Raw genomic sequence first — 23,872 nt, 5'->3', positions numbered from 1 at the left:
CGTGGATGCGATCCAAACGGTGCAATACCGTAATTCTACTCCCCGAATCAACGCAGTATCTTCTCCCGGTCGGGGTCGAATAGCGGTTCATTTTGTACTGTCGCGTGGAAGCGCTCTCCTTCGTACTCCACATCGACCGATTGACCGGCGTCCGTGTAGGCCGTCGGTAGATAGGCGTAGGCGATTCCAGCGTCGATAGTGTACCCGTAGTCGGCGCGTGTCGTATATCCTACCACCTCGTCGCCGTCGATGATAGGGTGGCCGGTATCGACGACCGTACCCGGTTCGTCGAGGGTTACAGGAACGAGTTTTCGCTTGATTCCCTCCTCTTTCGCCTCCGCCAGCGCTTCCTTCCCGACGAAGTCCGTCTCCATATCCACGGCGAACGAAAGGTTCGCCTCGTAGGGGTTGTACTCTGGCGAGATGTCCGTTCCCCACAGTCGGAACCCTTTCTCCATGCTCATCGAGTTGAGCGTCGCATCGCCCATTGCGAGGACGCCGTATTCCTCTCCCGCATCCCAGACTGCGTCCCAGAGTTGCGCGCCGTACTCCATCGGAGCGTATAGTTCCCAGCCGAGTTCGCCGACGAACGAGACACGGAGCATCGTCACGGGGACGCCCCCGACGTACGTCTCCTGACAGGAAAAGAATGGGAACGCGTCGTGCGAGATATCCGCCTCAACCAATCCTGCGAGGGTTTTTCGCGCGTTGGGGCCCCAGACACCGAGGCCGCACCGGGCGGAGGTTCGGTCGATAACCTTGACTGACCCGTTATCGGGGGCGTGGTCGCGAATCCAGCGCTCCTGCGTCGTTCCCGAACTGCCGCCGCCGGTCAGTATCAGGAATCGATCCTCGCCGAGACGCGAGACGGTCAGATCGGCGAGAATGCCGCCATCCTCGTTGAGCATCGTCGTATAGCGAACCCGTCCGGGAGAAACGCCGATGTCGTTCGAGAGGAGTCCCTGCAGGAACCGCTCCGAACCCGAACCGGACACCTCGATCGCGGTAAAGGAGGTGAGGTCGTACAAACCAACTCGGTCACGAACCGCTTGGTGCTCCGCACCGTGCGCTTTCGACCAATTACGTCCCAGCCAATCTGGCCGGTCGAGAACGTCGTATTCGGAGCATAGCGCTTCGTTCGCTTCGTACCACTGTGGTGACTCCCACCCGTCGCTCTCGTAGAACTCCGCATTGAGTTCCCGCTGGCGCGGATAGTACGGACTCCGACGCAACCCGCGTTGCTTTTCCGGCTGATTGCGGGGATGGGTGAGTTGGTAGACCTCGCGGTACTGCTGTGCTGCCCGATCGTGAACGAATCCGTCGGATCCGTGATATTCTTGAAACCGGTCGATGGAAGCGCTGGTCACGTCTACCAGTTCACCGTCGAGTCGCGGCGTCCCGTTTTCCATCCACTCGGCGATGACGTTCCCGACGCCGCCCGATTGTGTTACCCAAACGGCAAGTGCCCACCATAGTCCATCAATATCCTTGGTTTCGCCTAGAATCGGCATCCCGTCGGTGGTGAAACAGAACATCCCGTTCATTTCGGTTTTCCAGTCGCACTCCTCGAACGCCGGAATCAGGTCGCTCGCGGCGTCGAACGCCGTTTGTTCGTGGTCGGGATGCGTGTTCTCGACGAAATGTTCGGCCGTGAACTCCCGAAGCGACGGGTATTCCAATCCGAGGTCGTCTAGCTGTTCCGGCCCGTAGATGTCCTCGGATTCGACGAGTAGTGGTTCGTGGTTATACGAACCGACCCCATAGGCATCGCCGTGCTGTCGGAAGTAAAGCGAACGATCCTGATGGCGGAGGATCGGTTGTTCGAGTTCGCGCTCGGCACCGACCAGTTCGTCGATGGTATCCGAGACAAGATACTGGTGCGCACAGGGTTTGAGTGGGACGTCGACATCGACCATTTCGCCGAACAGCGGTCCCCAGATGTTCGTCGCGAGGAGTACCTCGTCAGCCTCGATACGGCCGTGTTCGGTGATGACGGCATCAATTTCACCATCGTCGGTTTCGAGATCGACGACCTGCGTATTGCCGTAGAACTCGGCTCCTCTGTCCCGTGCTAGGTTCGCCATCGCCTCTGAGGCATCGACAGCATGCGCCTTCCCGTCGGACGGGACGTAGAACCCGCCGTGGATGGCGTCCGCGTTTATCTGCGGAATGCGCTCCTTGACCGCCGACGGCGACTGCAGTTCCCCGTCCTCGACGCCGAAGGAGCGAGACCACTCGCGCTTCCGTTTGAGGAAGTTCCACCTCTCTTCGGTGTGGGCGACTTCGATACCGCCACACTTTCGAAAGCCACCGAGGTTGTCGTATAGTTCCCGCGTGTACTGAGCCATCTTGGACATCAACTTGTCGCTGGCGGTCTGAAACACCAATCCGGGTGCGTGTGATGTCGAACCACCCGTTTCGAACAATGGCCCTTGGTCGACGACGACGATGTCCTCACGACCGAGTTCGCTCAAGTGGTACGCCGCACTACAACCGACACAGCCGGCCCCCACGACGAGTGTCCCGGCTTCGTCGGGAAGTATGCCATTTGCACTCATTTGTCACATTTACATCGACGGTAACAAGTGAAAAGGGTCAATGTGAGATAAGACAGGTATTGAAATTAGATGCCCCACCGAGAGGCGACAAGAACCGAATGGTCAATCGAACCGTCCCAACTCGAACATCCCTATCGGGTAGTCCGTTTCCCCCTCGACGGCGAGGTCGGCAAGAATTTCTCCAATGATGCTCGCGAACTTGAATCCATGGCCGGAGAAACCGGCACCGACCGCTACCTGTGGATGATCCGGGAGCGTATCGAGGATGAAATGCTCGTCCGGGGAGTTGGTGAACATACACGTCGCCAACCGCATGGTCTGTCCCGCCGCTTTCGGGAAGTATTTCTCCGTGAAATCTCGCAATAGCCGCTCGTCTTCGGGCCCCGGTTCCGTGTTCCAGTCATCGGGGTCGACCTGTTCGTCGAGGTGGTGGTACTTTCCGAGTTTGAACCCGGGAACGCCGTAAATCGGAAGCCCATAAAACCGCCCTTCCGGTGCGCTGATGTTCCACACCGGTAAGGAGTCGGGTTCGAACGCCGACGGTTCGTCCGGTTGGAACCACGCGAGTACTTGCCGCTCGGGGACGGCAAGCCCATCGAGTGCGTCCGCGTGTTTGTAGTTCCACGCGCCGGCGGCGAGTACGAGGTTTTCGGCTTCGTACGTCGCCTCTGACGTTTTGACGCGAACGCCGCCGCCGGATGTTTCCTCCCAGTCGAGAACGCGCTGACGGGCACGGATATCCGCTCCTTCTTCCTGTGCTGCTTCGACGTGACCGATGATAGACTCCTCCGGAACGACGAATCCGCCATCCGGTTGGTACAGCGCCTTGTAATCCTCGGGAAGGCGATAGCCGGGAAACCGGTCGGTCAGTTCCGCACCGGTGAGGATTTCGTGAGGAATGTCGTGTTCCTCACAGGAGCGCAGCGAGCCTTCGAAGACGACGTTCCCCTCGGGCGCGGCGTCGATCGAGCCGGTCCGATGAATGACGGGTCTTCCCGTCCGGTCGGCCAACTCGTCCCAGAGTTCGTACGCACGTTCGATGAGCGGGATGTATGACGGGTGTTCGTAGTACGCACGCCGGATGATACGCGTAATACCGTGCGATGATCCCTGTGTGTGTGGAATATCGAAGCGCTCCAGTCCGAGGACGTCGAGTCCTCGTCGCGCCAGATGGTACGTTGCGGCGCTCCCCATTCCACCGACGCCGATCACGATGACGTCCCTTCGGTTGTTACTGTCTCTCATGCTCGTCCCCGTTGTTCGGAACCGACCATCTTCATATTTTTCCCTCTGTAAAACCCAGCGAATTATCGAACTTATCCAGGTTAACTGTTCGACTTCCCCTCCGATTCACTTAAACGGGGGAGCTATCTGTGGTTCATATTTATACTCACGGGACGAGATGAGTTGTCATATGACACGATGGAATGATGGGACTGATCAAGTGGAAGCGGTCAGCCCGGACATTACGGACGAAACGAACGCCCTTCCGGCGGAATACTTCACCAGTCCAAACGTCTTCGAGATGGAGAAGGAGAAGGTGTTCTCGCGTTACTGGGTGTATGCGGGCCACGCCAACTGCATTCCCGAAGCGGGAGACTTTTTCACTCGGACGGTCGGTGACAAGCAGACTATTGTCGTTCGGGACGAGAAGGACGACGTTCGCGCGTTTTACAACGTCTGTGCCCATAGAGGGTCGAAAATAGTGGACGACACGCCGATGAGCGACCCCGGCAACATGAGTCGGATCCAGTGCCCGTACCATCTTTGGACGTACGACCTCGACGGCAACCTCTCGACGACCCCGCAAAGTTTCGAGGAGGCCAGCCTCAACCCGGATCTGGACGACGATGAGGTGCGGAAACTGGATGCCGAGAAAAACGGCCTCATGGAGGTTTCGACCGATCGAATCGGGCCGCTGGTATTCCTCAACTTTGAGATCGACCCGATGCCGCTTTCGGAACAAGCTGGGAAGATGGCGACAGAACTCAAAGCGCTCCCGCTCGACGAGTACGAACACGCCGCCCGATTTGTCTCAGAAGTAGAATGCAACTGGAAAACGTTCGGTGGGAACTACTCCGAATGCGACCACTGTCAAGCCAACCACCAGGATTGGATCAAAGGAATCCAACTCGACGATTCCGAGCTTGAAGTGAACGACTATCATTGGGTACTCCACTACACGCACGACGAAGAAGTAGATGATGACCTCCGCATTCACGACGAGCACGAGGCGAAATTCTACTACCTGTGGCCGAACTTTACGGTGAACATGTATGGAACCGCGGATGGCTACGGTACGTACATCATTGATCCTATCGATGAAGGACGCTTCCAACTCATCGCTGACTACTTCTTCAGGAACTCGTCGATGAGCGATGAGGAGATGGAGTTCGTGCGAACGAGTCGTCAGCTCCAAGAGGAGGACTTCGAACTGGTCGAACGACAGTACGAGGGGTTGAAATCGGGCGCGCTCGGCCAAGCACAACTCGGACCGAACGAGCACACGCTGCACAAGTTCCACCGACTGGCCCAAGAGGCCTACAACGCCTAAACAAATCAAATGATGAACGAACAGGAACGAATGTCGCTTGTCGCACACTGTTCTGAGTGTATGGAACGAAAGAAAACAGAGGCACCCAACGAGGTGATCGCGTTCTACCGACGCCACCGGACGCTCACGGGCCATGACATCGAATGGGAATGTACCGACCACGAGTCGATCGAGGAAACGGCGGAAAACGACCTCAAAGCCGTCATTCTCGAACTCGGCGAGGAGTACGAAGACGGGGTGCCGCTTGGTCTCGTGACCGCGGCGATGGGAAAGCAAGGCCGAACCGTCGGTGAGACGCTTGCCGAACTCAGAGCGCTACGGATGACGGGTCACGTGTGGGAGCCGAAAGACGACCACATCAGCGCGTTTTGAATGAACGGAAGAAAAGATGCCAATCCGTACTCGAAACGGGTTTATAACGGATTCGCGGTACACTCGAATCGAGGACATGGAAACCACTTCGAGAAAGCTGACTTGGAAACCATCGCGGCACCGAATGTTTAACACGAATGCCGATGGAGGTGGAATACGGAGCGACTTATCGTACACACAACCCTACTATGACGTTTATTTCACACGTCACGGTTTGCCATCCGAACCTCGCGCTCGCACCCACGATAGAGGCGGTGTCGAATATCTCTCTCAAGGTGGTTCCAACGACGGGAACGGACCCCGAAACGGGGATGTTTTTCTTCCTCGTTGAGACCGACGACGGGAACTTCGAACCGTTCGAGGCAGCGCTGGCAGACGATACGACAGTCGACCAGGCGGAGATGGTTGCTGACCACGGAGAGACCCGCATCTACCGACTCTGTTATACGCCCGGAACGAAACTGATTACACCGAAAACGACCAAGGTCGGCGGCTTGATGCTCGAAGCGAGGTCGGCGAGACAGGGGTGGCTTCTCCGTGTTCAACTCCCCGACCGAAAATCGCTGTCGGAGTTATGGGACTACTGCCGAGCGGAGGATATCTTGTTTGAGTTGGACCGACTGTATCAACAAGAAAGCCTCACCGCAGACGGGAAATCACTGACAGATGCGCAACGAAAGGCCCTCCTAACGGCGTTCGAGGAGGGCTATTTCGAGGAACCTCGACAGACCTCACACGAAGCGCTCGCCGAACAGTTAGGCATCTCGTCGACGGCGGTCGGAGGACGGATTAGACGTGGAACCTCACGACTCATCGAGACGACACTCGTCTCGGATGAGTAGCGGCGCGAACACATTCTTGGGTCACGCCACTCTGAAGTGACGACTTCAGCCAGTTTCGAGACGATTCGATCTTTACACGTAGTCAATACGGAGCGTGGCGACGTTAGAGCGGGTGACTGATCTGCGGGCTAACGCGTGCGCCTGGGCAGAGCGTAATTGTATATAGGGTTGCTGATGCAAAGCGCTCGCTCTCGCGAGTGGCGCTGGGAAGCGAGGAGCTAACTGAGTATGATACTAGATTTTATCGGGAGTTATCGGTTCGTGTGGCAGCGAGTGTGTTATCACCGCTTGGGTGGCGTGAACCAGATATTGAGGAGGAATGAGGATATACACTAAATCGAGTTTGGCGTCGTTCTGGTGGGATTTACGGCCCGACCTGATACCCTCAGAAGAACCGGCTGGGTTTGAGCCGTGAGAGTCGCATTGCATTCGCCGTCACACCGATGCTCATCCCCATGTCGCCAACAACCACAGCCATGATAACGTTCACGAGTCCAAACGGTACTCCAATCGCCAGCAACGTTTTGATACCGAGGCTTGCCCAGATGTTCTGGCGAATCACTGACGTTGCCGTTCGGGATAACCCCGTGAGATACGGCAACGTAGTGAGATCGTCACTCAACAAAGCAACGTCCGCTGTCTCAAGAGCGGTGTCAGTCCCCGCTGCACCCATTGCAATCCCGACTGTCGCCGTTGCGAGTGCCGGTGCATCATTGACCCCATCTCCGACCATCGCAACGCCAGCTGACTGTTCGATGAGCTCTTCGACAACCTGCACCTTCTCGTCTGGCAGGAGTTCGGCTCGGTACTCATCAACACCGACCTGCTCGGCAATTGCTCGGGCTGTTCTTTCGTTATCGCCGGTCAGCATGACGACATGTTCGATGCCTTGTTCGTGTAGTTGTTCGACTGTTTGGCGTGCACCCGGTCGAACCTCATCAGCAACAGCAAGGAGACCGAGCAATCGGTCTTCCGTTCCGATGAAGACGACCGTTTTTCCGTCGTTTTGGAGTTTTGGAACCGTCTCAGCCATCAAATCGAGATACTGCCCGTGGTCACACTCCATTGTCGTCATCGCAACCCCACCGTCCGTTGCGATATGAACGTGATCGAGATTGAACCCGAGATCTTCGAACAACTCGGGCTTGCCAACGTAGTACTGTTCATCGTCAATGGTTCCGGTCACACCTTTGCCGGTGAGACTCTCGAAGTTCGTGATTGAGCGTTTGGAGATACCCGCAGTGGCAGCTGCATCGCTAATCGCAGATGCAATTGGGTGTTTACTCCGTGCTTCGAGACTCTGTGCGGTACGTAACACCTCTTTGCGGGATGGTCCTTCGAGCGGGATGATGTCCGTCACAGTCAATTCGCCTTTCGTGAGCGTCCCCGTTTTGTCGAACGCGATCACGTCGACGCCCCCCATCGCTTCCAAGTCTGGCCCACTCTTGATGAGGACGCCGTTTTTCGCCGCACTCGTGATCCCTGAGACGACGCTTACAGGCGTACTGATGACCATTGCACACGGACATGCGAGGACGAGTAGCGTGAGGCCGTGAACAAAGCCAGTTCGCCACGTGGCATCGAACACGAGCGGTTGAACGAATACGAGTGCCACTGCGAAACACACGACGACCGGTGTGTAGTAGCTGGCAAAGCGGTCGACGAACTGCTCGTGGTCCGTTTTTTCGCGCTGGGCGTCCTCGACCATCTCGATGATCCGTGCGATCGTATTCTCGGCGGCTGTCGAGGTGACACGAACTTCGAGATAACCCTCCTCGTTGATCGTCCCGGCGTAGACTTCTTGTCCTTCGGTCTTATCGACGGGCACGCTTTCGCCTGTGATCGGAGCCTGATTGACCGCACTCTCACCGTCGATGACCTCTCCATCCATCGGAATCTTGTCCCCAGGACGGACGATAACCACGTCGCCGACTCGGACAGCATCGATATGGAGTGTTTGTTCGTCGCCATTGCGACGAACAGTTGCCGTCTCGGGGGCCAACTCCATGAGCTCGTCCAGTGAGCTTCGCGCTCGCCCCATCGAGTACCGCTCCATCAGTTGGGCGAAGCTGAACAGCACCGCGAGTGTGCCGCCCTCGAAGTAGAGGGCTTCACCGAAGATGAGACTCGCAGTGACCGCCCCAAGAATGCCAAGGCTCATCAGCAAGTCAATATCAAGACTCAGGTTCCGGGCGGAGTAATACCCGTTTCGAATGATACTCTCGCCGCCTGCAATGATGCCAACGATGTAGAACACCTCCGTGAGTGTGATCGTTTGGCCGAATCCATTCGCAAGCACGATATTCAGCGAGGGAACGAGATATTCGACGGCGAGTCCGAGTGCGAGAAACGTCGCACCTGCGTAGACTTTGAGTGCACGTGTGCTGCGCCAGACAGCGCTGGGGTTTTCGCGTGGGCGTGTCTCTTGACTCTTTGATCCCTCGGTTCGGCTGCCTTCGACTGCATAACCTGCCCCCTCGATCGCAGTGATAAAGTCGCTCTGAGTGGCGGTGTCTGGATCGTACGTTACGATAACCGTCCCAGTCGTTGGTTGGGTGTCACACGAGAAAATCCCCTCACACGTGTCGAGTGCATTCTCGATTTTGCCGGCACAAGAGGGACAATCCATGTCCGGCACATCGAACGTGTCTGTCCGTTCTGGATGCTCTGTCTCAATTGCGTAGCCCGCTGCTTCGATTCGCTCACTGATTTTCTCGGTATCAGTCTGTGAAGACTCGTACTCTACATGGATTGTTCCCGTCGTCACTTCTGGGGCGATTGCCTCGATGCCGGGAAGCTGCTCGACGCTGGTGGTAATCTTACTTGCACAGGAGGGGCAATCCATCTCTGGGACGCTAAACGTCGCCGATTCAGGTTTCGGGATCGATTGGACGGAATATCCTGCTGCCTCGATTCGGTCGATAATGGCGGTCTGGTCGGTCTGCTCGGGGTGATACGTTACCGTCACCGTTCCCGTCATCACCTGTGGATCGATCGCCTCGGTACCTGCGAGTGACTCGACACTTTTGGTGATTTTTGTTGCACAAGACAGACAATCCATCTCAGGAACTGCTACTACAGCAGTCTCCACCTCGTTAGTCTCAGATGGGGTCCGTCGATCCGACTTTCTACTCATCGCTCCCTAGTAGTTCTGGTTCTGGCTTACAGGTTTGTTTGGTACACACCAAATGGAAGAGCGAAAGCTACCGTTATTAATCCGATTCGGGAAGTTGGGCAAACGGCATATTCTTCACGTACGACCCTGCAAGGTGCGCTTCTGCTCGCCGGAGACGATACGAGAGAGTGGAACCAGGAATCCCGAGCAGTTCAGCCAGTTCGTACGTTTCGATCGCTCGTGGAGTTTCATAGTAACCATGCTCGACGGCGGCTCGTAACGCACTTTCTTGTTCTGACGAGAGGTATTGTTCCCTCTCGTTGTCTCCTATGTCGAAATCTGACGTCGTTGTATCCTTTACGCGGATAATATCGACACCAGCGGTCTCGGCGATTTCGGCTTCGAGTGTGTCGTAGAAAGGAGTAAGTTTTGCATCACCAGGAAGAATCAAGCGCCATTGATATCGGCGACCGCGCCATGTCGTCTCGAAGATGAGGCCGTCACCGAAGTGTTCGAGTGCGAGATGTGGAATCGATGTACACGCGACGGTGCGATTCCAGTACGAGTAGAGAATGAGTGTATCAACTGTTCGATCGAGGACACGGGTTTCCCACTTGCCCTGGCAGTCACGCCGGATGAGACAGTCAGCAAAATAGTCTGCCGTGGAAACCGTATTGGCAACGGCGTTGAGGGCTTCTTTAGCGCCGCTAATGTGATCGACTCGCCACAGCGTGTCGGTAGTAACGTGGCACGAGAGGGATCGGAGTTGAGTCTCCGGAAACTCGGCGAGGATATCCGCGACCGGATTGCTCCCCGACTCGTACTCGAGAGCGAAGACGAATTCACGCATGAGGTTGAGTAGGCGCTAGACGGTGATGAATGTGTACATCGTTTTGTACCTTCATTAGACTAAACTCTTTCTGGTTGTGATCTCCGCGGTGGCTTCTTACTGTCTCGGAGAGTCATTTAAAGCATGGGAATTAATTAGGTCGGTAACAGACTATCTAATATTGTAAGTTATTCGAGAATTATTTCATTGCAGGATTAATTTCATACAATATCTTCAAAAATAAATATATTCGGTATTGTTTAGGCACTATTTTGCAAAGAATCGATCAGGTAGTATCGACGAACACTGGTAAGCCACGAGTGATAGCACAAAATGATCCTACAACATCATCACTGGTACGAATACAACTTGTCACAATATATACGTAGCTGTAAAATACCTACTCGGAGGAAACGGCCTCTACAAAGGTTGCAATCGAGACCACGGCAAGAATTAGCATTGAATGCAGGTATTCAAACTACAAGAAAATATACATAAATAAAATTTTAACACGATGATACTGACGGTTACCCCCAACCCCGCTGTTGACCATACTCTTCAACTCGAAAGTGACCTCGTCTCGGACACGGTTGCGAGAACAGATACTACGCGACTTGACCCTGGCGGAAAAGGAATCAACGTTTCGGAGTTCCTCGTCGAACTTGATGTCGAAACAGTCGCCACTGGCTTTGTTGGTGGCTTTTTGGGACAATTTTTACGAGAGGAATTAACAATGCGTGAGATCACGAACGACTTCATCGAAATATCGGGACATACTCGGTTGAACACCACGATTCTAGCTCCTCAGTCTGAATACAAAATCAACCAGAACGGTCCGACCATCGCCGATAGCAGTACAAACCGTCTCATTGAAACTATAAAACGCCATGATCCGGAGATAGTTGTCATCGCAGGTAGCCTTCCCTCGGGTATCAATCCAAGAACAATCGATCAAATCGCAGAGGCGGGAACGTGGGAGACAGTCGTTGATGTTGCAGGTGACGTCCTTCGAGATCTCCAGGCGGAATATGCTCTTTGTAAGCCCAACCGCGTCGAATTAGGGGCTGCAACTGGAGGAACTGTCGATTCCCTCGATGATGCAATCTCGGCAGCCCGAAAACTCAGAAAGCACGGATTCAAGCATGTCGTTGCATCACTCGGCAAAAATGGAGCAATTATGGCGACCCCTGATGCCGTCCTCCACATACCAGCACTCGATGTCGATGTCATCGACACAGTCGGTGCAGGAGACGCGCTTCTTTCGGGCGTACTCACCGAACGACAGCAGGGTGGATCGAGCGAGGCCGCACTCCGTACTGGTGTTGCTGTTGCATCACGTGTGATTAGTGTTTCTGGAACAAGCGTTCCACCACTAGACGACCTCACAACAACCGCCGAAGAAATGCCGATAACAGCATATTAGAGAAAACGATGAGAACTAGTGACGCTGATCGTCCCGGTCTTTCCGATGAGCGTGATCAAACTTATGAATAATACGAACACTATGAGAAGAAATAATCAATTTCGAAGCCATTATTGAATAGTATTATGAACGATGGTGATGGAACACGACTATGACAAAAAGCGACGTGATTGAGGGGAAACTACGGTCACATCTCATCTCAGTGAAGGAACATCTCATGACCGGGGTATCGTTTATGATTCCCTTCGTAACAATCGGCGGGATCTTCCTTGCCCTAGGATATGCGCTCTCTACCTTCCTTGGCGGGACAGAAGCAACCAAAACAATCTTTGATGCTACCGGTCGGCCTGATTGGTTCCTCGCACAGATCGGCACTGCGGGACTAACGTTTATGGTGCCTATATTAGGGGCGTATATCGCGTACGCGATCGCTGACCGCCCAGGGTTAGCGCCCGGATTTTTACTATCGTATATCATCCAGCAGGGGACCATCCTGAAGGCTGCCGGTGATGTTATCGGTCTTCAGGGCGGTTCGGCTGGCGCCGGCTATCTTGGTGCACTCGTTGCCGGTCTTGCTGCTGGGTATGTCGCTCGGTGGATCAAACGCCGAAACGTTCCGGATATGATCCAGCCAATGATGCCTGTTCTTATTATCCCGGTGGCAACAATGGCGATTTTGTCGCCTATCGTCATTTTTGTGCTCGGGGTTCCCGTTGCGATCGCAAACGCAAGCCTCACATCATTTCTCCGAGGAATGCAAGGAAGCGAGGCGCTGCTCGTCGGTGCCATCTTAGGGGCGATGATGGCGGTTGATATGGGTGGTCCAATCAACAAAGTCGCCTACGTCTTTGCAGTTGGACTACTCACCGAACAGATCTACCAGCCGATGGCTGCCGTGATGATCGCCGGGATGATTCCACCGTTGGGAATGGCATTATCGAACTTCATCTCTCCTCAAAAATACACCGTTGAAATGTACGAGAACGCAAAGAGCGCCATTCCACTCGGATTAGCCTTCATCACTGAAGGGGCAATTCCGTACGGTGCTACTGATCCGCTTCGAGTTATTCCCAGTATCATTGCTGGAAGTGCTGTCGGCGGGGCCGCTTCGATGGCACTTGGTATCACGATGCCTGCACCGCACGGTGGCATCTTCGTCTTTTTACTATCAAACCGTCCTGGCTTGTTCCTTGCCTGTGTCGCGATTGGTACGATTATCACCGCTACTATTGCCACGCTCCTCAAGAGCGACTTCGAAGAAACGGTCGCTTCGGTCGATACAGCAACTAAATCACAAACACACGACTAACCGGTAAAACAGATCGCCATAATTGATAACATGAATTCAAATATCAAACGAGACGACATCGACGACCTAATCTCAGAACCGCACATCTCGCTCGACGAACCACCAAACGAGAAAGACGCCTGCATCGAGCACCTATTAGAGCTTATTACGAGCTCTGACCGGGTAACGGATCGCGATAAGGCGCTCCAAGCATTGTTCGAACGCGAGAAAGAAACAACTACTGGAGTTGGGATGGGCATTGGAATCCCGCACGCGAAGACAGACGCTGTTACCCAACCGTCGGTTGCATTTACCCGCTCTACCGACGGCGTTGACTTCGGAGCAATGGACGACGAACCCGCCAAATTACTGTTTATGATTCTCGTTCCCGAAACAGGTGCGGAAGACCATCTCACGATCCTCAGTTCGCTTTCACGTGCACTCATGCACGAGGAAGTCCGCGACAGCTTGTACGCTGCGGAAACACCTGATGATGTTCAGGCTGCACTACGGGAGGCGGTTGCATGAGTGAGCGAATCATCGAAATCGTTCCGGAAGCAGGATTACATGCACGACCCGCCTCGAGGTTCGTTCAGACGGTTAACGAATTCGACGCCACGGTTAAGATCGGTCATGCCGATTCCGATGATCTCGTTCCCGCCGAGAGTATGATCGCAATCACAAGTCTCGGGGCGAAGTGTGGTGAGAAAGTTCGTCTCGTAGCTGAGGGAGAGGATGCCGACAATGCACTCGATGCGTTAGAGCAGGTGCTGACCACACCGGAGGGCGAGCTGGCCGACACATGAGCGAACGGGTGCTCTCGGGGACTGGTGTCACACCTCGAAAAGAAACCGGGACTGTAGTTTGGTATCGACCAGATACCGCTCTTACTGATGGTATCGAGAACGAAACGATACCATCCACCGAGCGATCAGCTGAACGCGACCGGTTTACAACCGCACGTCGCCAGGCGCGTAACGAACTTGAAGCGGAACGTGACCGAACGGTCGAGCAGGTCGGTGAAGAGGAAGCTGCCGTCTTCGATGCTCATATTCAATTCCTTGATGATCCGCAAATCGAAAGCAGTGTTTGTGCAGACATTTTCGAAGGAGCCCCGGCCGAATATGCCGTACAAGAGGCATTCGAAGCTCCGATCACCCAGTTTGAAGGCATGGAAGGCCAGATGGCCGAGCGAGCGGACGATCTTCGGGATGTCCGGGATCGACTGATTCGATTGCTTGCGGGGAGCGAACGGGTCGATTTAGCGGAACTGCCGGCAGGGTCAGTCATTCTGGCGAACCGGCTGACGCCGAGTGAAACAGCTCAGTTGGATCCGAGTCGGATAGCTGGGTTCGCTACCATCACCGGTGGACGGACGTCGCATGCTGCGATTTTTGCTCGATCGCTTGCCCTCCCCGCAGTCGTCGGTGTTGGCTCAAAACTAGAGACTGTCAAAGACGGTGTACCTGTTCTGGTAGATGGTGAACTGGACGAAGTTGTTGTTCATCCCAATGACGAAAAGCTCGATACAATTGATATCGGAGCAGATGCTGAGGTAACACATAACCGTGTCGAGACGACCGATGGCACGGAAATCGAGGTTGCTGCAAACGTTGGTCGGCCAACGGAGCTGGCGGCCGCCGTCGAACAAGGCGCCGACGGAGTTGGCCTCTATCGCACGGAGTTTTTGTTTCTTGACCGAGAGACACCACCGAGCGAACAGGAGCAGTATGAGGCGTATATCGAGGCGCTAGAAGCATTCCCGAATGGCCGAGTTGTAGTTCGAACACTCGATATCGGAGGTGACAAACAGGTCCCATACCTCGATTTGCCGGCAGAGGAAAACCCGTTCCTTGGGGAGCGCGGAATTCGCCGATCGCTTGGTACCGACAAGGGTCTCTTTAAAACGCAGCTACGAGCACTCCTCCGAGCAGCAGCGGACGCTTCAGGTGGGACGCTAAGCGTTATGTTCCCCCTCGTCACCACCGTGGATGAACTCGATGCTGCACTCGATTGCATCGACACTGTTGCTGAGTCGCTACAGATGGAGGGAAGCAATTATACCATCCCCGAGCTTGGTGTGATGGTCGAAACCCCTGGTGCGGTATTCATGGTCACCGAGTTTGCCAAACGGGTTGACTTCTTGAGCCTTGGTACGAACGATCTCGCACAATACGTAATGGCTGCCGCCCGGGAGAACGAACAAGTAGCGGATCTACATGATCCGCTGCATCCACCAGTTCTTCGGGCAATCCATCAGAGCATTCAAGTCGCACACGATAATGACATTTGGATCGGTATGTGTGGGGAAATGGCCGGTAACCCCGATCTCACGAATGTCCTCGTTGGGTTGGGAATTGACGAACTGAGTATGAGTGCTGTAACGATTCCCGACGTAAAGGCGAATGTTATCGAAATTGACCAATCGCGCGCTCGAGACGTTGCAGCACGCACGCTAACCGTAGAAACAAGCAGTGACGTCACAAACACCATCGATAATCAATGAAATTAGTTGCAATCACATCCTGTCCGACCGGAATCGCCCACAGCCAGATGGCTGCGGAGAATCTGCAAACAACTGCCGAGGAGATGGGCCACGAGATCTCCGTTGAAGTCCAGGGGGCAATGGGGGCGCAAGACGAACTTACCGCCGAAGAAATCGACGCAGCCGAGGTCGTCATTATCACCGCTGATACGGCCGTGAGTCGTGATCGGTTTAAAGAGAAACCGGTTTTCAAAGGAACGGTCAAAGATGCAGTCAATGACGCCGAGAACGTAATCCGTGAGGCGGTTGAACTCGCCGAGCCGGGTGCCACTGACGAGACTATGTCGCAAGCAGATGACACCGAAGAATCAAAGACGGATCGTACTTCCGACTCAAAGCAAAAACAGCTCGGTGGCGATCCATCTAAGGGGTTATTTGCTCGATTGAAGCGACTTTTTAGCTGATATTGGTAGAGAAACATCGTCCACTACACTGGGCTTCTCCGTCCGAGGTGACTTTGGTACGAATTGTAGAAACCGAATACCAATTACGTACGGATGCGTTGGTTTACGACGGATTCAGTCCGCTACTCCATCAACGACACGAACAGCAGCGTTTTCAAACCATTGGCGATGTTCCTCAGATAATTCTTTGTCGGTGACGAAGACGTTGACATCAGCAAGCGTCCCAAATCTCTTGAAACTTTTCTGTTCTAGCTTCTCGATGGTGGACACCAACACGACTCGCTGTGAGTTTTTTATCATCAATTCTTTTATTCGTGCTTCTTCGGCATTTGGAGTCGTGAGAACGCCGTCTTTATCGACTCCATTCGTTCCGATAAATGCGATGTCGAAATTTGATGATTTCATGAACTGCTCGGCTGTTGCGCCGATAAGAGAGAGGGTTCGTTGTCGAAGTGATCCGCCAGTCAGTTGTACTTCTCCGTCTTGATCTTGGAGTTCGAGCGCAATCAATGGGGAGTTCGTAACGCTGACAAACGAATTGTCTACCGGTGCCTTTTTTGCGACTTCCATTGTCGTTGTTCCGGAATCAAAGAAGACCACATTGCCTTCATGGATTTCTTCGACAGCGCGTTCTGCGATTGCAGTCTTGTTTTTGAGATTCCGTATTTTCTTCTCACGAACGTTCTTTTCGCCTCCGATACTCGCGACCGGGAGGGCTCCTCCATGAGAGCGTTTGATCAATTCTCGTTCTTCGAGATCAGTCAAATCCCGTCGGATCGTTGCCTCTGAACACTCCATTTCTTGTGCGAGTCTTTCCACAGAGCAACCGTCGTGTTCCGAAATGTATTCTACGATTTTTCGTTTCCGTTGTTCTGGTAGCATCCTCGTTTCGCTCTCGTATCTATGACTGGTTTCTTTCTCACTATATTTGTTTGTGTGTGTCTGTGACTTTTTCTGTTCAAAAATCCCGAGTGGCAATGACGGGAGTCTGTGGTTCAAACGATGGTTCGTGAACCGACTCGGGGCTTGACCACAAGGCGATCGGCCAGATCTGCCTGTAGAATTTAGAGCAGGTTGCCGACCTACTGGCTTTGGAGTGGTATCACAATCTACTCTGTTTTCGTCGTCGAGATCACTCGAACATGAGTATGCAGGGAGATGAGAATATCGCGCTATACGACGAGACACCGTCGTTTCTTCCATATGAAATTTGTGATTGTAACGCTCTCAACGCCTTCCCGTGCTGGGAATGTGTGAAATTGGGCCGGAAAGACCTGGCCGCATAATCCCGCCACACGTTATTCTCTCTCATTTCACACGAAAAACATTTCCAAGTTTCCATATAATATGATAGAGGTAACTGCTTCCCGCAGAATTGGTCGTTCGGGCTCGTTGATTTGGTCGATATCTAGATCGGAATAGTCGTTGATCTCCATGGCGTCCGCTACTAGAATCGTCGCTGCGACCGCTGCACCGACTGCTCCACTACTACCTTCCAACCCATCGCATGTGTTGAGCCGACGATTTCCAAGTAGGAATTTCCCATTGAAAGTCATCCATTGGGTTTCATATGCCACTGCAGGGTAGGGTTGACTACTGTTCTAATTTGGAAGTGAGTGCTACTGTATCGGGAGAGGGATCGTCAATCCTTTCCGCTCGGTAGTACACTTCCACTGTGCTATTAACGTAGGTTTATGAGAATGCGTGTTCATTGATCACGTATGGCAGTCGAGCTCGACCGGTTACCGGGAGTCGGTTCGGCAACGGCCGACAAACTCTTCGAAGCTGGTTTCACCTCCTACCAAGCGCTCGCCGTAGCGACTCCTGGCGAGCTCACCAACACCGCTGACATCAGCGAAAGCACCGCTACTGCCATTATTCAGGCGGCACGCGAGGCCGCTAACATTGGCGACTTCGAAACCGGAATCGAAGTGCAACGACAGCGAGATCAAATTGGAAAGCTTCGCTTGTTGATCGACGAGGCTGATGACCTGCTTGGTGGCGGTATCGAAACGCAATCGATCACGGAATTCTACGGTACTTTCGCTTCCGGAAAGTCCCAGATTACGCATCAACTGTGCGTCAACGTACAACTTCCTGAGAACAAAGGTGGCTTCCGCAGCCGTGCAATCTTCATCGACACCGAAGATACGTTCCGGCCTGACCGTATCGACGACATCGTCCGGGGGTTGCCAGACGACGTCATCGTAGCCACGATGATCGACCGCGGTATTGAGGGAGACGCCGCCGACGAAGCGGCGCTTGACGAGTTGGTCGAACACGTCCTTGATCGAATTCACGTTGCTAAAGGTTTCAATTCAGCGCACCAGATTCTCCTCGCCGAAAAGGCGCGAGAAATCGCCAGCGAATACGCTGACACCGAGTGGCCCGTCCGATTGGTATGCGTGGACTCGCTGACCGCGCACTTCCGGGCCGAGTACATCGGTCGCGGAAAACTCGCTGAACGGCAACAGATGCTCAATAAGCACCTCCATGACCTGATGCGGTTTGCGAATCTACACAATGCGGCAATCGTCGTAACAAACCAGGTCGTGACTAATCCTGACTCGTTCTTCGGCGATCCAACGCAACCCATTGGCGGGCATATTCTTGGACACAACAGCACGGTTCGTATCTACCTCCGCAAATCGAAAGGAGACAAACGGATCGTCCGACTTGTCGATGCGCCGAACCTCCCGGATGGCGAGACTGTGATTCGTATCGTAGAAGCGGGGTTGAAGCCAGCATAACTCATTTAGAATCTGCGCCCAATCCGAGGATGTAACGATGTCTCGATAAGGCTACACTGACCGTACGTTGGAACGGGTATTTTGCCCACGTAACGATACATTATTAACTAGATTTATTGTCGTTTATTGTTCAAAGACAAGCGATTTGATAACGACTGGAACGGATCGCCCCTGCATTACTGGAAGTCCAATATCGTTGCAGTCTCCATTTTCGACGCTAAGTTCGTCTATGATTACTAAGTCGATATCTGATAGGTAATATGATATCTGTTGTGCGAGTGCCTATTTGCCATCGTATTGCTATTCATCAATCTGGTAGAGATCTCTCTCAATCGGCTCGTAATCGCCTGCAGACGACGAACCGGAGTTGTGCCGTGTAATTGCATAGAAGACCAATCCAAGGCCGACTGCTAACAAGATGCTTACTCCGGATTGGAGAAGCAGCCGTTGGGAGACATTCAGGTGATAGTCACTACGAATCAGTAGTCGATATACGGGACCGACGATCCCGCCTAGAACGATGAATCCAAAACCGATCGTAGAATATCGATATGATGCTGATCTCGGATTCTGATAGTAGGCGAGAGAACTGAGTACCAGTAAGATACTCCCACTAATGAACAATAGCACATTGGACAGAATGAATGCCCACAACTCAGGAGATCTAGCCATGGGAGGAGTCACTCCAGGACAGTGGCCAGCCAAACGGATCATCCGCACTTTTTCCTATGCTTGTATAGGTCGAGAGCAATCCTCCCAAGAAATTATCGAATCTGCTAACAACTCGGGTCTGTGGTCGCTGAAAGTGAGTGATTACCTCTTCGAGTCCCAGATGGTTGGTGTATGCAACGCGTCCTGTTACGTCGTTGTAGTCGATGATTTCGGTATCGCTCAACTGCGGTAGGTGAACGTGAGATAGCGCTACAACGAGCGGTTCAATCATTGTTTGAGTGGGTTCTGTTTCATCGTTCTCTTGCTGATAGATCCTTCGAGCGAGTCCTGTCTTCGACATTGATGCCCGGGTCTCTCGAAGAATTGCGAGGATAAGCCGGCGGCGCTTATTTGCCAGTCCAGCCATTGCATCGTCTACCTTTTTGCCCTCCGTTTCGAGGAGTTGCTGGAACTGTGGGTCTTTGAATGCGCTGTGATCTGTCGTGGTTACGGTTTCATCCTCTCGATTCCATTCGATGAGGCCACTGTCTTCTAATAGTGGTAGCTGAGTGTGGTGAAGGTTTGTACGGATGGTTTGTATTTTTTCGCGAGAACCATCTGTGCTTGGAACCTCTGTATTGTTTCCTGCCAGCGCGAGCGCGAGTTCTTGTTCAGATATCGCTGAGTGCTCGTCACTCAGGGTCGCGAGGACTGACCGCCGTTGACTGGTTCCCACCGCGGAGAACATCGGACTGTGCTTTTTCCGTTCAGGTGTGCGATGTTGGGTCTCCATTCGTCTGCTTCCGTTCGTTTGGGTAAGTATAGGTGCCGAGGCTAAACACAGAGCCTTAGCGTGGTATATATTATCGCTTGTTGAATGTTAACGTCCGAAACACTGTTTGGATATTCATGGGTTATCCCTCGCCGAATGGCGTCAACAATTACAGATTATTCCTCTCTGATAGACAACTGTGAGTACTATCGTACAGATGCGGTCCGCTAATTACTTGTCGATCGCTCCAGTCTGCTGAGTCATCAAGAACAATCATTAAAATACTTCCCTGCCATATCAGGGTTATTGTTCTTGAGAGAGGACACAATGGAAACGAATGCCGTCGACAACAACCACAAATTATCAAGTGAAGATTCGCCTCGTTCACTCACCAATCACGTTCTTACTGCAATCATCGAAGCAGAAGATCTGTCGCTAGATAGCCTCGATCCACTATACGATGTAATCGATCCAGATGCGCTCGATACACTCTTCGCGCCGCGAGCGGATGGATCACCGCGTCCATTCGGCAGGATCTCGTTTCACTATGCGGGGTACCAGGTAACAGTGTCGAGTGAGGGTAGCGTTGCTCTTGAACCTGAAAAGAGATAATACGTCACCTCACCCGATCACAAACTCGGCGGCCGGAACTAGGTCTCCCCGTTGATCTCCAGCCGATAAACGCCGATACAACTGCCGTACTCACGAGTAACCGTACGGCGTCAATCCCGAACTGTGTCCGTTTGGAGTATACACAACCGCGCTTGTATTTGGGTATATATGATATTTATATCATTACCGGACGTGATTTGGTTCCGACCATGCTATTCTTCTGCAACCGCGTCTGTGGCCGGATTATCCTCCGTGCTTTTGCTGGTAACTTCGCCAGGAAGATCGACGTTCGCTTTCAGGACGAACCGAGTCTCTTGGTAGCTCAAGCTATCTTCGTCTCGCTTCTCGACAACCTCGGATACTTCGAACGGATCATCACGGTTACGACCGGTGAGTACGACGATCAGTAGACGGACGCCAAGCCACAGGTTCCCGTGGGAAAGGCGTCCGCACCTCTTCCACCGTCGATCAACTAACTTCGTCATCGGCCCCCCGGATGGTCGACGTTATCAACGGGAGATACGACAAGCCCGCAGACCACCAGTACGTCATCTCCATCGATGGCGGGGCTCGAAGCGCTGATGGCTAGTATCTGTCCGTATCATTTTACCGCAACGACTTCTGCAAACACATGGCTGCCGTTAAAACCGCAACCGATGCCGGGACGCTCGAGGCGTTCCCCTCAGAGGAGGATGAAGACGATGCCGAACTAGAAGAAGGAGAATGTGATGGCCTCGACAGCGTCCCGTGTTGGCCATGCATGCAACCGGGGAGGAGGAACTGCCGGCATAACCATCGCTCTTTCGTTTACGACTCGTCATCTGTCATTAGTGAAGGTAGCCCAACAGTATGTACTCGGGGAATGGCGACGGAACCGTTGACCAGCGAAATATCAGATGATGGTATCTCTCACTCGCTTATCTCTATCTCGACTAAATCCTCTCCTGCATCGACTTCTGCTTCGTTGTCCACGAAAAACTGGGCGATCGTCCCCGGCTGTTCAGCCGTGATGTCATGGAAGTTCTTCATTACTCCAACGAGACCGATAACGTCTCCTTCTTCGACGGAATCTCCCTCCGTGGCGAACAGCTCTTCGTCTGGATCCGGCCGGCGATAAAACACGCCGGGCATAGGGGATTGTACTGTGATTTTTTCAGTCATGATCCTCGCTCCATTGTATCATCAGTATCGATACTCCGGATGTGTTTGTATATGCTTCGTCCGGTAGAGCGTCGTAAACGGGTTTCATTCGATAGTTGTATCATTTGGCGAGTGTGGATTGGATTGCGTCGAGTCGTTCGGTGTGCTCGGTTCGTGCAGCAAGTGCCTCGTCGATGGTCACGGCTTCGAAGGAAAACGACTGATGAGTTCGATGTTGCGCAAGGCGGTTTCGATCGGGGCTGATAACGGTCCCAATTGTCGCATAGCCACCACCGGTCACGGCATCTCGCATTAGAACGATTGGCTGTTCTGGGACTTGTATCGACCCAACTGGATAGCCTAGATCGACGACGTTTGAAGGGTCGGTTCCCGCGCCGAATGGCTGTTCTCGCTCGATAAACTCGAGATCGATTCCCTCCACGCGATACCCGACACGATCCGCCTCGGGGGTCACAGTCCATTCGGCTTCCAAGAAATCCGCTTTGCTCTCGTCGGTGAGACGATAGTCACACAAGCCCATGACGACGCGAATTGGGTCCATATCACTGTATCCTGGCTGGAGTTCATCGGGCACACGTCTCTGGACCGAATCGCCATCTACGCTTCCGATTGGGAGTGTATCACCATTTTCGAGCGATCTTCCTTCGTGGCCACCAATTCCGATTAGCGTGTACGTCGATCGACTCTCCATCATGAGCGGCACGTCGATTCCACCCCTGACGGCGAGGTAACTCCGGGCACCTTCGGTTGAAAAGTTGAACGAAAGAACGTCTCCAGCATCGATCTGGTGTGATTCCCAGGTGTCGACGGGTTCGTCGTTTACTGTTGCGTCCATATCGGCACCGGATATCGCGATGACGGTGTCCACTTCGAATTTGAGATCTGGTCCCTGGTACGTGATTTCCAGCGTCGCTTCGTCTTCATCGTTACCGACGAGGTAATTTGCGACCTTGTGAGAGAACAGATCCATTGCTCCGGATGGGGGCATCCCGATATGATAGTGTCCGAACCGGCCGAGATCCTGGACCGTAGTCGAGATTCCGGGTTCCAACACTTCGATCATTTTTACAGCACCTCCACAAGTTCCTCGTTGTACGTTTCTGGATCCTCGAAAAACTCCTCGGGTGAAAACCTGACTGATTCATACCGATATTCGAATGTCCCATCGCCGATCTTCGTCCGAATGCGGTCGTACTCATCACGGTCGATTTCTCTGAATTTCATTATATCTCCCGGTTGTGGGAACACCATCGACTCCGTGAAGTCGGGAAGCTTCTGCTCGACGTCCAATACTTCGACAGGGGTTCGACCGAACAACTGATAGCCGCCAGCACCCTGAACTGGATAAATCGCCGTGAACGCCCCTCCATAGCCGATCGCTCGGCTTGGGGTGTCGGTTCTTGGTTGAACGTATTTCGGAACTTCGATCTGCTCATCACGGGGAACCATTTGGAACGTCCACGGGAGCCCCGGCACGAATCCGATCATAGTCACCATATGCGGTGCCCCAGCGTGCGCATCGATGAATGCCTCTGGAGTCTCGAACCCGTTGATACGTGCTGAATACTCCAAGTCAGTCACATTTGGATCTTGATGGTTGTCACGGAAACGCATCAGTGTTTCATGTGTCCATGGGTCGTCATAGAGTACGGGAAAGTCGATGATACGTGTCTCCCACTCGTATTCTGAGAGGTGTATCTCACGGTCGAGGACCCTCAATTTTTCAATGAGTGTGTCCGGTTCGATTAGGTCCGGATCGAAGTGAAGCAGATAGGATGCGTTCGCTGGACACACTTCGATAAGTCCGGACAGATCCATTTCTCGAATCTGTTGAGTAATTGCCATCGCCTTGAAATTGGCGTCGAAACTCATCTCCTGGTCTAACTCGACGAAAATGTGGTCGTCACCGCCGTATTCGTACCGTGGGGACGGTAATTCCGTTCGTTGGATTTGCGATCCAGCCATGTTATAAACAAACACACCTCATGCGGTACCG

The 23,872-nt window shown here is 53.3% G+C and carries 22 protein-coding genes; 11 read left to right on the top strand and 11 right to left on the bottom strand.

All coding sequences use genetic code 11. From position 1 onward, the window contains the following. Positions 1 to 47: 47 nt before the first annotated feature. Positions 48 to 2,558, bottom strand: coding sequence for a GcvT family protein (locus LIX15_RS32455; RefSeq protein WP_227778998.1), 2,511 nt, complete (start codon positions 2,556 to 2,558; stop codon positions 48 to 50). 102 nt (positions 2,559 to 2,660) lie between these two features. Further along, positions 2,661 to 3,803, bottom strand: a complete 1,143-nt coding sequence (gene solA / locus LIX15_RS32450) for an N-methyl-L-tryptophan oxidase (RefSeq protein WP_227778997.1) — start codon at positions 3,801 to 3,803, stop codon at positions 2,661 to 2,663. 169 nt (positions 3,804 to 3,972) lie between these two features. Between solA and LIX15_RS32445 the strand changes: the two genes are divergently transcribed. The 3 genes from LIX15_RS32445 (at position 3,973) to LIX15_RS32435 (ending at position 6,326) form a co-directional block, all read left to right on the top strand. Then, complete coding sequence (locus LIX15_RS32445; RefSeq protein ID WP_227778996.1) at positions 3,973 to 5,112, top strand: aromatic ring-hydroxylating oxygenase subunit alpha; 1,140 nt, start codon at positions 3,973 to 3,975, stop codon at positions 5,110 to 5,112. Between the two features lie 9 nt (positions 5,113 to 5,121). After that, on the top strand, positions 5,122 to 5,484 hold the full coding sequence (locus tag LIX15_RS32440) for a hypothetical protein (protein WP_438267244.1): 363 nt from the start codon (positions 5,122 to 5,124) through the stop codon (positions 5,482 to 5,484). A 188-nt stretch (positions 5,485 to 5,672) separates the two neighbouring features. Next, positions 5,673 to 6,326, top strand: coding sequence for a helix-turn-helix domain-containing protein (locus LIX15_RS32435; protein ID WP_227778994.1), 654 nt, complete (start codon positions 5,673 to 5,675; stop codon positions 6,324 to 6,326). Between the two features lie 385 nt (positions 6,327 to 6,711). On the opposite strand, the gene LIX15_RS32430 is transcribed toward LIX15_RS32435, so the two are convergent. Together LIX15_RS32430 and LIX15_RS32425 are read right to left on the bottom strand one after the other, a co-directional pair. Next, on the bottom strand, positions 6,712 to 9,462 hold the full coding sequence (locus tag LIX15_RS32430) for a heavy metal translocating P-type ATPase (protein ID WP_227778993.1): 2,751 nt from the start codon (positions 9,460 to 9,462) through the stop codon (positions 6,712 to 6,714). 76 nt (positions 9,463 to 9,538) lie between these two features. Continuing rightward, on the bottom strand, positions 9,539 to 10,291 hold the full coding sequence (locus LIX15_RS32425) for a helix-turn-helix domain-containing protein (protein WP_227778992.1): 753 nt from the start codon (positions 10,289 to 10,291) through the stop codon (positions 9,539 to 9,541). 493 nt (positions 10,292 to 10,784) lie between these two features. On the opposite strand from LIX15_RS32425, the gene pfkB reads away from it, so the two are divergent. From pfkB to LIX15_RS32395, 6 genes are all read left to right on the top strand, one after another. Next, on the top strand, positions 10,785 to 11,693 hold the full coding sequence (pfkB, locus tag LIX15_RS32420; protein WP_227778991.1) for a 1-phosphofructokinase: 909 nt from the start codon (positions 10,785 to 10,787) through the stop codon (positions 11,691 to 11,693). Positions 11,694 to 11,844: 151 nt separating this feature from the next. Continuing rightward, a complete protein-coding gene (locus LIX15_RS32415; RefSeq protein ID WP_227778990.1) occupies positions 11,845 to 13,002 on the top strand; it encodes a PTS fructose transporter subunit IIC in 1,158 nt (385 codons plus the stop codon). Between the two features lie 30 nt (positions 13,003 to 13,032). Next, complete coding sequence (locus tag LIX15_RS32410; RefSeq protein ID WP_227778989.1) at positions 13,033 to 13,509, top strand: PTS sugar transporter subunit IIA; 477 nt, start codon at positions 13,033 to 13,035, stop codon at positions 13,507 to 13,509. Further along, a complete protein-coding gene (gene ptsH1, locus LIX15_RS32405) occupies positions 13,506 to 13,787 on the top strand; it encodes a phosphocarrier protein HPr (protein WP_227778988.1) in 282 nt (93 codons plus the stop codon). The genes LIX15_RS32410 and ptsH1 overlap by 4 nt, the downstream gene beginning before the upstream one ends. Continuing rightward, positions 13,784 to 15,487 (top strand): phosphoenolpyruvate--protein phosphotransferase, encoded by a 1,704-nt coding sequence (gene ptsP / locus LIX15_RS32400; RefSeq protein WP_227778987.1) that lies wholly within the window; start codon positions 13,784 to 13,786, stop codon positions 15,485 to 15,487. The genes ptsH1 and ptsP overlap by 4 nt, the downstream gene beginning before the upstream one ends. Next, the gene (locus LIX15_RS32395; RefSeq protein WP_227778986.1) at positions 15,484 to 15,930 is read left to right on the top strand and encodes a PTS fructose transporter subunit IIB; all 447 of its coding nucleotides are present in this window, start codon (positions 15,484 to 15,486) and stop codon (positions 15,928 to 15,930) included. The genes ptsP and LIX15_RS32395 overlap by 4 nt, the downstream gene beginning before the upstream one ends. Positions 15,931 to 16,044: 114 nt before the next feature. On the opposite strand, the gene glpR is transcribed toward LIX15_RS32395, so the two are convergent. Then, complete coding sequence (gene glpR / locus LIX15_RS32390) at positions 16,045 to 16,812, bottom strand: HTH-type transcriptional regulator GlpR (protein ID WP_227779307.1); 768 nt, start codon at positions 16,810 to 16,812, stop codon at positions 16,045 to 16,047. 839 nt (positions 16,813 to 17,651) lie between these two features. Between glpR and radA the strand changes: the two genes are divergently transcribed. Further along, on the top strand, positions 17,652 to 18,680 hold the full coding sequence (radA, locus tag LIX15_RS32385; protein WP_227778985.1) for a DNA repair and recombination protein RadA: 1,029 nt from the start codon (positions 17,652 to 17,654) through the stop codon (positions 18,678 to 18,680). Between the two features lie 123 nt (positions 18,681 to 18,803). Here the strand turns inward: radA and LIX15_RS32380 are convergent, their stop codons facing one another. Then, positions 18,804 to 18,947, bottom strand: a complete 144-nt coding sequence (locus LIX15_RS32380; protein WP_227779306.1) for an ethanolamine ammonia-lyase reactivating factor EutA — start codon at positions 18,945 to 18,947, stop codon at positions 18,804 to 18,806. A 397-nt stretch (positions 18,948 to 19,344) separates the two neighbouring features. Then, the gene (locus tag LIX15_RS32375) at positions 19,345 to 20,124 is read right to left on the bottom strand and encodes a DUF7344 domain-containing protein (protein WP_227778984.1); all 780 of its coding nucleotides are present in this window, start codon (positions 20,122 to 20,124) and stop codon (positions 19,345 to 19,347) included. 306 nt (positions 20,125 to 20,430) lie between these two features. Here LIX15_RS32375 and ddfA point away from each other — a divergent pair, with 306 nt between their 5' ends. Next, complete coding sequence (gene ddfA, locus LIX15_RS32370) at positions 20,431 to 20,715, top strand: DdfA family disk-determining factor (RefSeq protein ID WP_227778983.1); 285 nt, start codon at positions 20,431 to 20,433, stop codon at positions 20,713 to 20,715. Between the two features lie 212 nt (positions 20,716 to 20,927). Here ddfA and LIX15_RS34165 read toward each other — a convergent pair whose 3' ends face one another. The 4 genes from LIX15_RS34165 to LIX15_RS32350 form a co-directional block, all read right to left on the bottom strand. Then, on the bottom strand, positions 20,928 to 21,200 hold the full coding sequence (locus tag LIX15_RS34165; protein WP_486327141.1) for a DUF8008 family protein: 273 nt from the start codon (positions 21,198 to 21,200) through the stop codon (positions 20,928 to 20,930). Between the two features lie 424 nt (positions 21,201 to 21,624). Then, positions 21,625 to 21,876, bottom strand: coding sequence for an acetyl-CoA carboxylase (locus LIX15_RS32360; protein ID WP_227778981.1), 252 nt, complete (start codon positions 21,874 to 21,876; stop codon positions 21,625 to 21,627). 100 nt (positions 21,877 to 21,976) lie between these two features. Further along, positions 21,977 to 22,939 carry a 5-oxoprolinase subunit C family protein gene (locus LIX15_RS32355; RefSeq protein WP_227778980.1) on the bottom strand — a complete coding sequence of 321 codons (963 nt, stop codon included), beginning with the start codon at positions 22,937 to 22,939 and terminating at the stop codon, positions 21,977 to 21,979. 2 nt (positions 22,940 to 22,941) lie between these two features. Next, positions 22,942 to 23,841: a 5-oxoprolinase subunit B family protein gene (locus LIX15_RS32350; protein WP_227778979.1), complete on the bottom strand. Its 900-nt coding sequence runs from the start codon at positions 23,839 to 23,841 to the stop codon at positions 22,942 to 22,944. Positions 23,842 to 23,872 lie beyond the last annotated feature (31 nt).

The sequence above is a fragment of the Haladaptatus pallidirubidus genome, from assembly GCF_020700235.1.
In the GTDB taxonomy this organism is placed as follows: Archaea; Halobacteriota; Halobacteria; order Halobacteriales; family Haladaptataceae; genus Haladaptatus; species Haladaptatus pallidirubidus.
The sequence above is the reverse complement of the archived record's forward strand: the minus strand, read 5'-3'. Positions and strand labels throughout refer to the sequence as shown.

What these genes read in the sequence shown, in the direction of transcription:
- LIX15_RS32455 (WP_227778998.1), bottom strand. Translation starts at nt 2,558, where the DNA reads ATGAGTGCAAATGGCATACTTCCCGACGAAGCCGGGACACTCGTCGTG.
- solA (WP_227778997.1), bottom strand. Translation starts at nt 3,803, where the DNA reads ATGAGAGACAGTAACAACCGAAGGGACGTCATCGTGATCGGCGTCGGT.
- LIX15_RS32445 (WP_227778996.1), top strand. Translation starts at nt 3,973, where the DNA reads ATGACACGATGGAATGATGGGACTGATCAAGTGGAAGCGGTCAGCCCG.
- LIX15_RS32440 (WP_438267244.1), top strand. Translation starts at nt 5,122, where the DNA reads ATGATGAACGAACAGGAACGAATGTCGCTTGTCGCACACTGTTCTGAG.
- LIX15_RS32435 (WP_227778994.1), top strand. Translation starts at nt 5,673, where the DNA reads ATGACGTTTATTTCACACGTCACGGTTTGCCATCCGAACCTCGCGCTC.
- LIX15_RS32430 (WP_227778993.1), bottom strand. Translation starts at nt 9,462, where the DNA reads ATGAGTAGAAAGTCGGATCGACGGACCCCATCTGAGACTAACGAGGTG.
- LIX15_RS32425 (WP_227778992.1), bottom strand. Translation starts at nt 10,291, where the DNA reads ATGCGTGAATTCGTCTTCGCTCTCGAGTACGAGTCGGGGAGCAATCCG.
- pfkB (WP_227778991.1), top strand. Translation starts at nt 10,785, where the DNA reads ATGATACTGACGGTTACCCCCAACCCCGCTGTTGACCATACTCTTCAA.
- LIX15_RS32415 (WP_227778990.1), top strand. Translation starts at nt 11,845, where the DNA reads ATGACAAAAAGCGACGTGATTGAGGGGAAACTACGGTCACATCTCATC.
- LIX15_RS32410 (WP_227778989.1), top strand. Translation starts at nt 13,033, where the DNA reads ATGAATTCAAATATCAAACGAGACGACATCGACGACCTAATCTCAGAA.
- ptsH1 (WP_227778988.1), top strand. Translation starts at nt 13,506, where the DNA reads ATGAGTGAGCGAATCATCGAAATCGTTCCGGAAGCAGGATTACATGCA.
- ptsP (WP_227778987.1), top strand. Translation starts at nt 13,784, where the DNA reads ATGAGCGAACGGGTGCTCTCGGGGACTGGTGTCACACCTCGAAAAGAA.
- LIX15_RS32395 (WP_227778986.1), top strand. Translation starts at nt 15,484, where the DNA reads ATGAAATTAGTTGCAATCACATCCTGTCCGACCGGAATCGCCCACAGC.
- glpR (WP_227779307.1), bottom strand. Translation starts at nt 16,812, where the DNA reads ATGCTACCAGAACAACGGAAACGAAAAATCGTAGAATACATTTCGGAA.
- radA (WP_227778985.1), top strand. Translation starts at nt 17,652, where the DNA reads ATGGCAGTCGAGCTCGACCGGTTACCGGGAGTCGGTTCGGCAACGGCC.
- LIX15_RS32375 (WP_227778984.1), bottom strand. Translation starts at nt 20,124, where the DNA reads ATGGAGACCCAACATCGCACACCTGAACGGAAAAAGCACAGTCCGATG.
- ddfA (WP_227778983.1), top strand. Translation starts at nt 20,431, where the DNA reads ATGGAAACGAATGCCGTCGACAACAACCACAAATTATCAAGTGAAGAT.
- LIX15_RS34165 (WP_486327141.1), bottom strand. Translation starts at nt 21,200, where the DNA reads ATGACGAAGTTAGTTGATCGACGGTGGAAGAGGTGCGGACGCCTTTCC.
- LIX15_RS32360 (WP_227778981.1), bottom strand. Translation starts at nt 21,876, where the DNA reads ATGACTGAAAAAATCACAGTACAATCCCCTATGCCCGGCGTGTTTTAT.
- LIX15_RS32355 (WP_227778980.1), bottom strand. Translation starts at nt 22,939, where the DNA reads ATGATCGAAGTGTTGGAACCCGGAATCTCGACTACGGTCCAGGATCTC.
- LIX15_RS32350 (WP_227778979.1), bottom strand. Translation starts at nt 23,841, where the DNA reads ATGGCTGGATCGCAAATCCAACGAACGGAATTACCGTCCCCACGGTAC.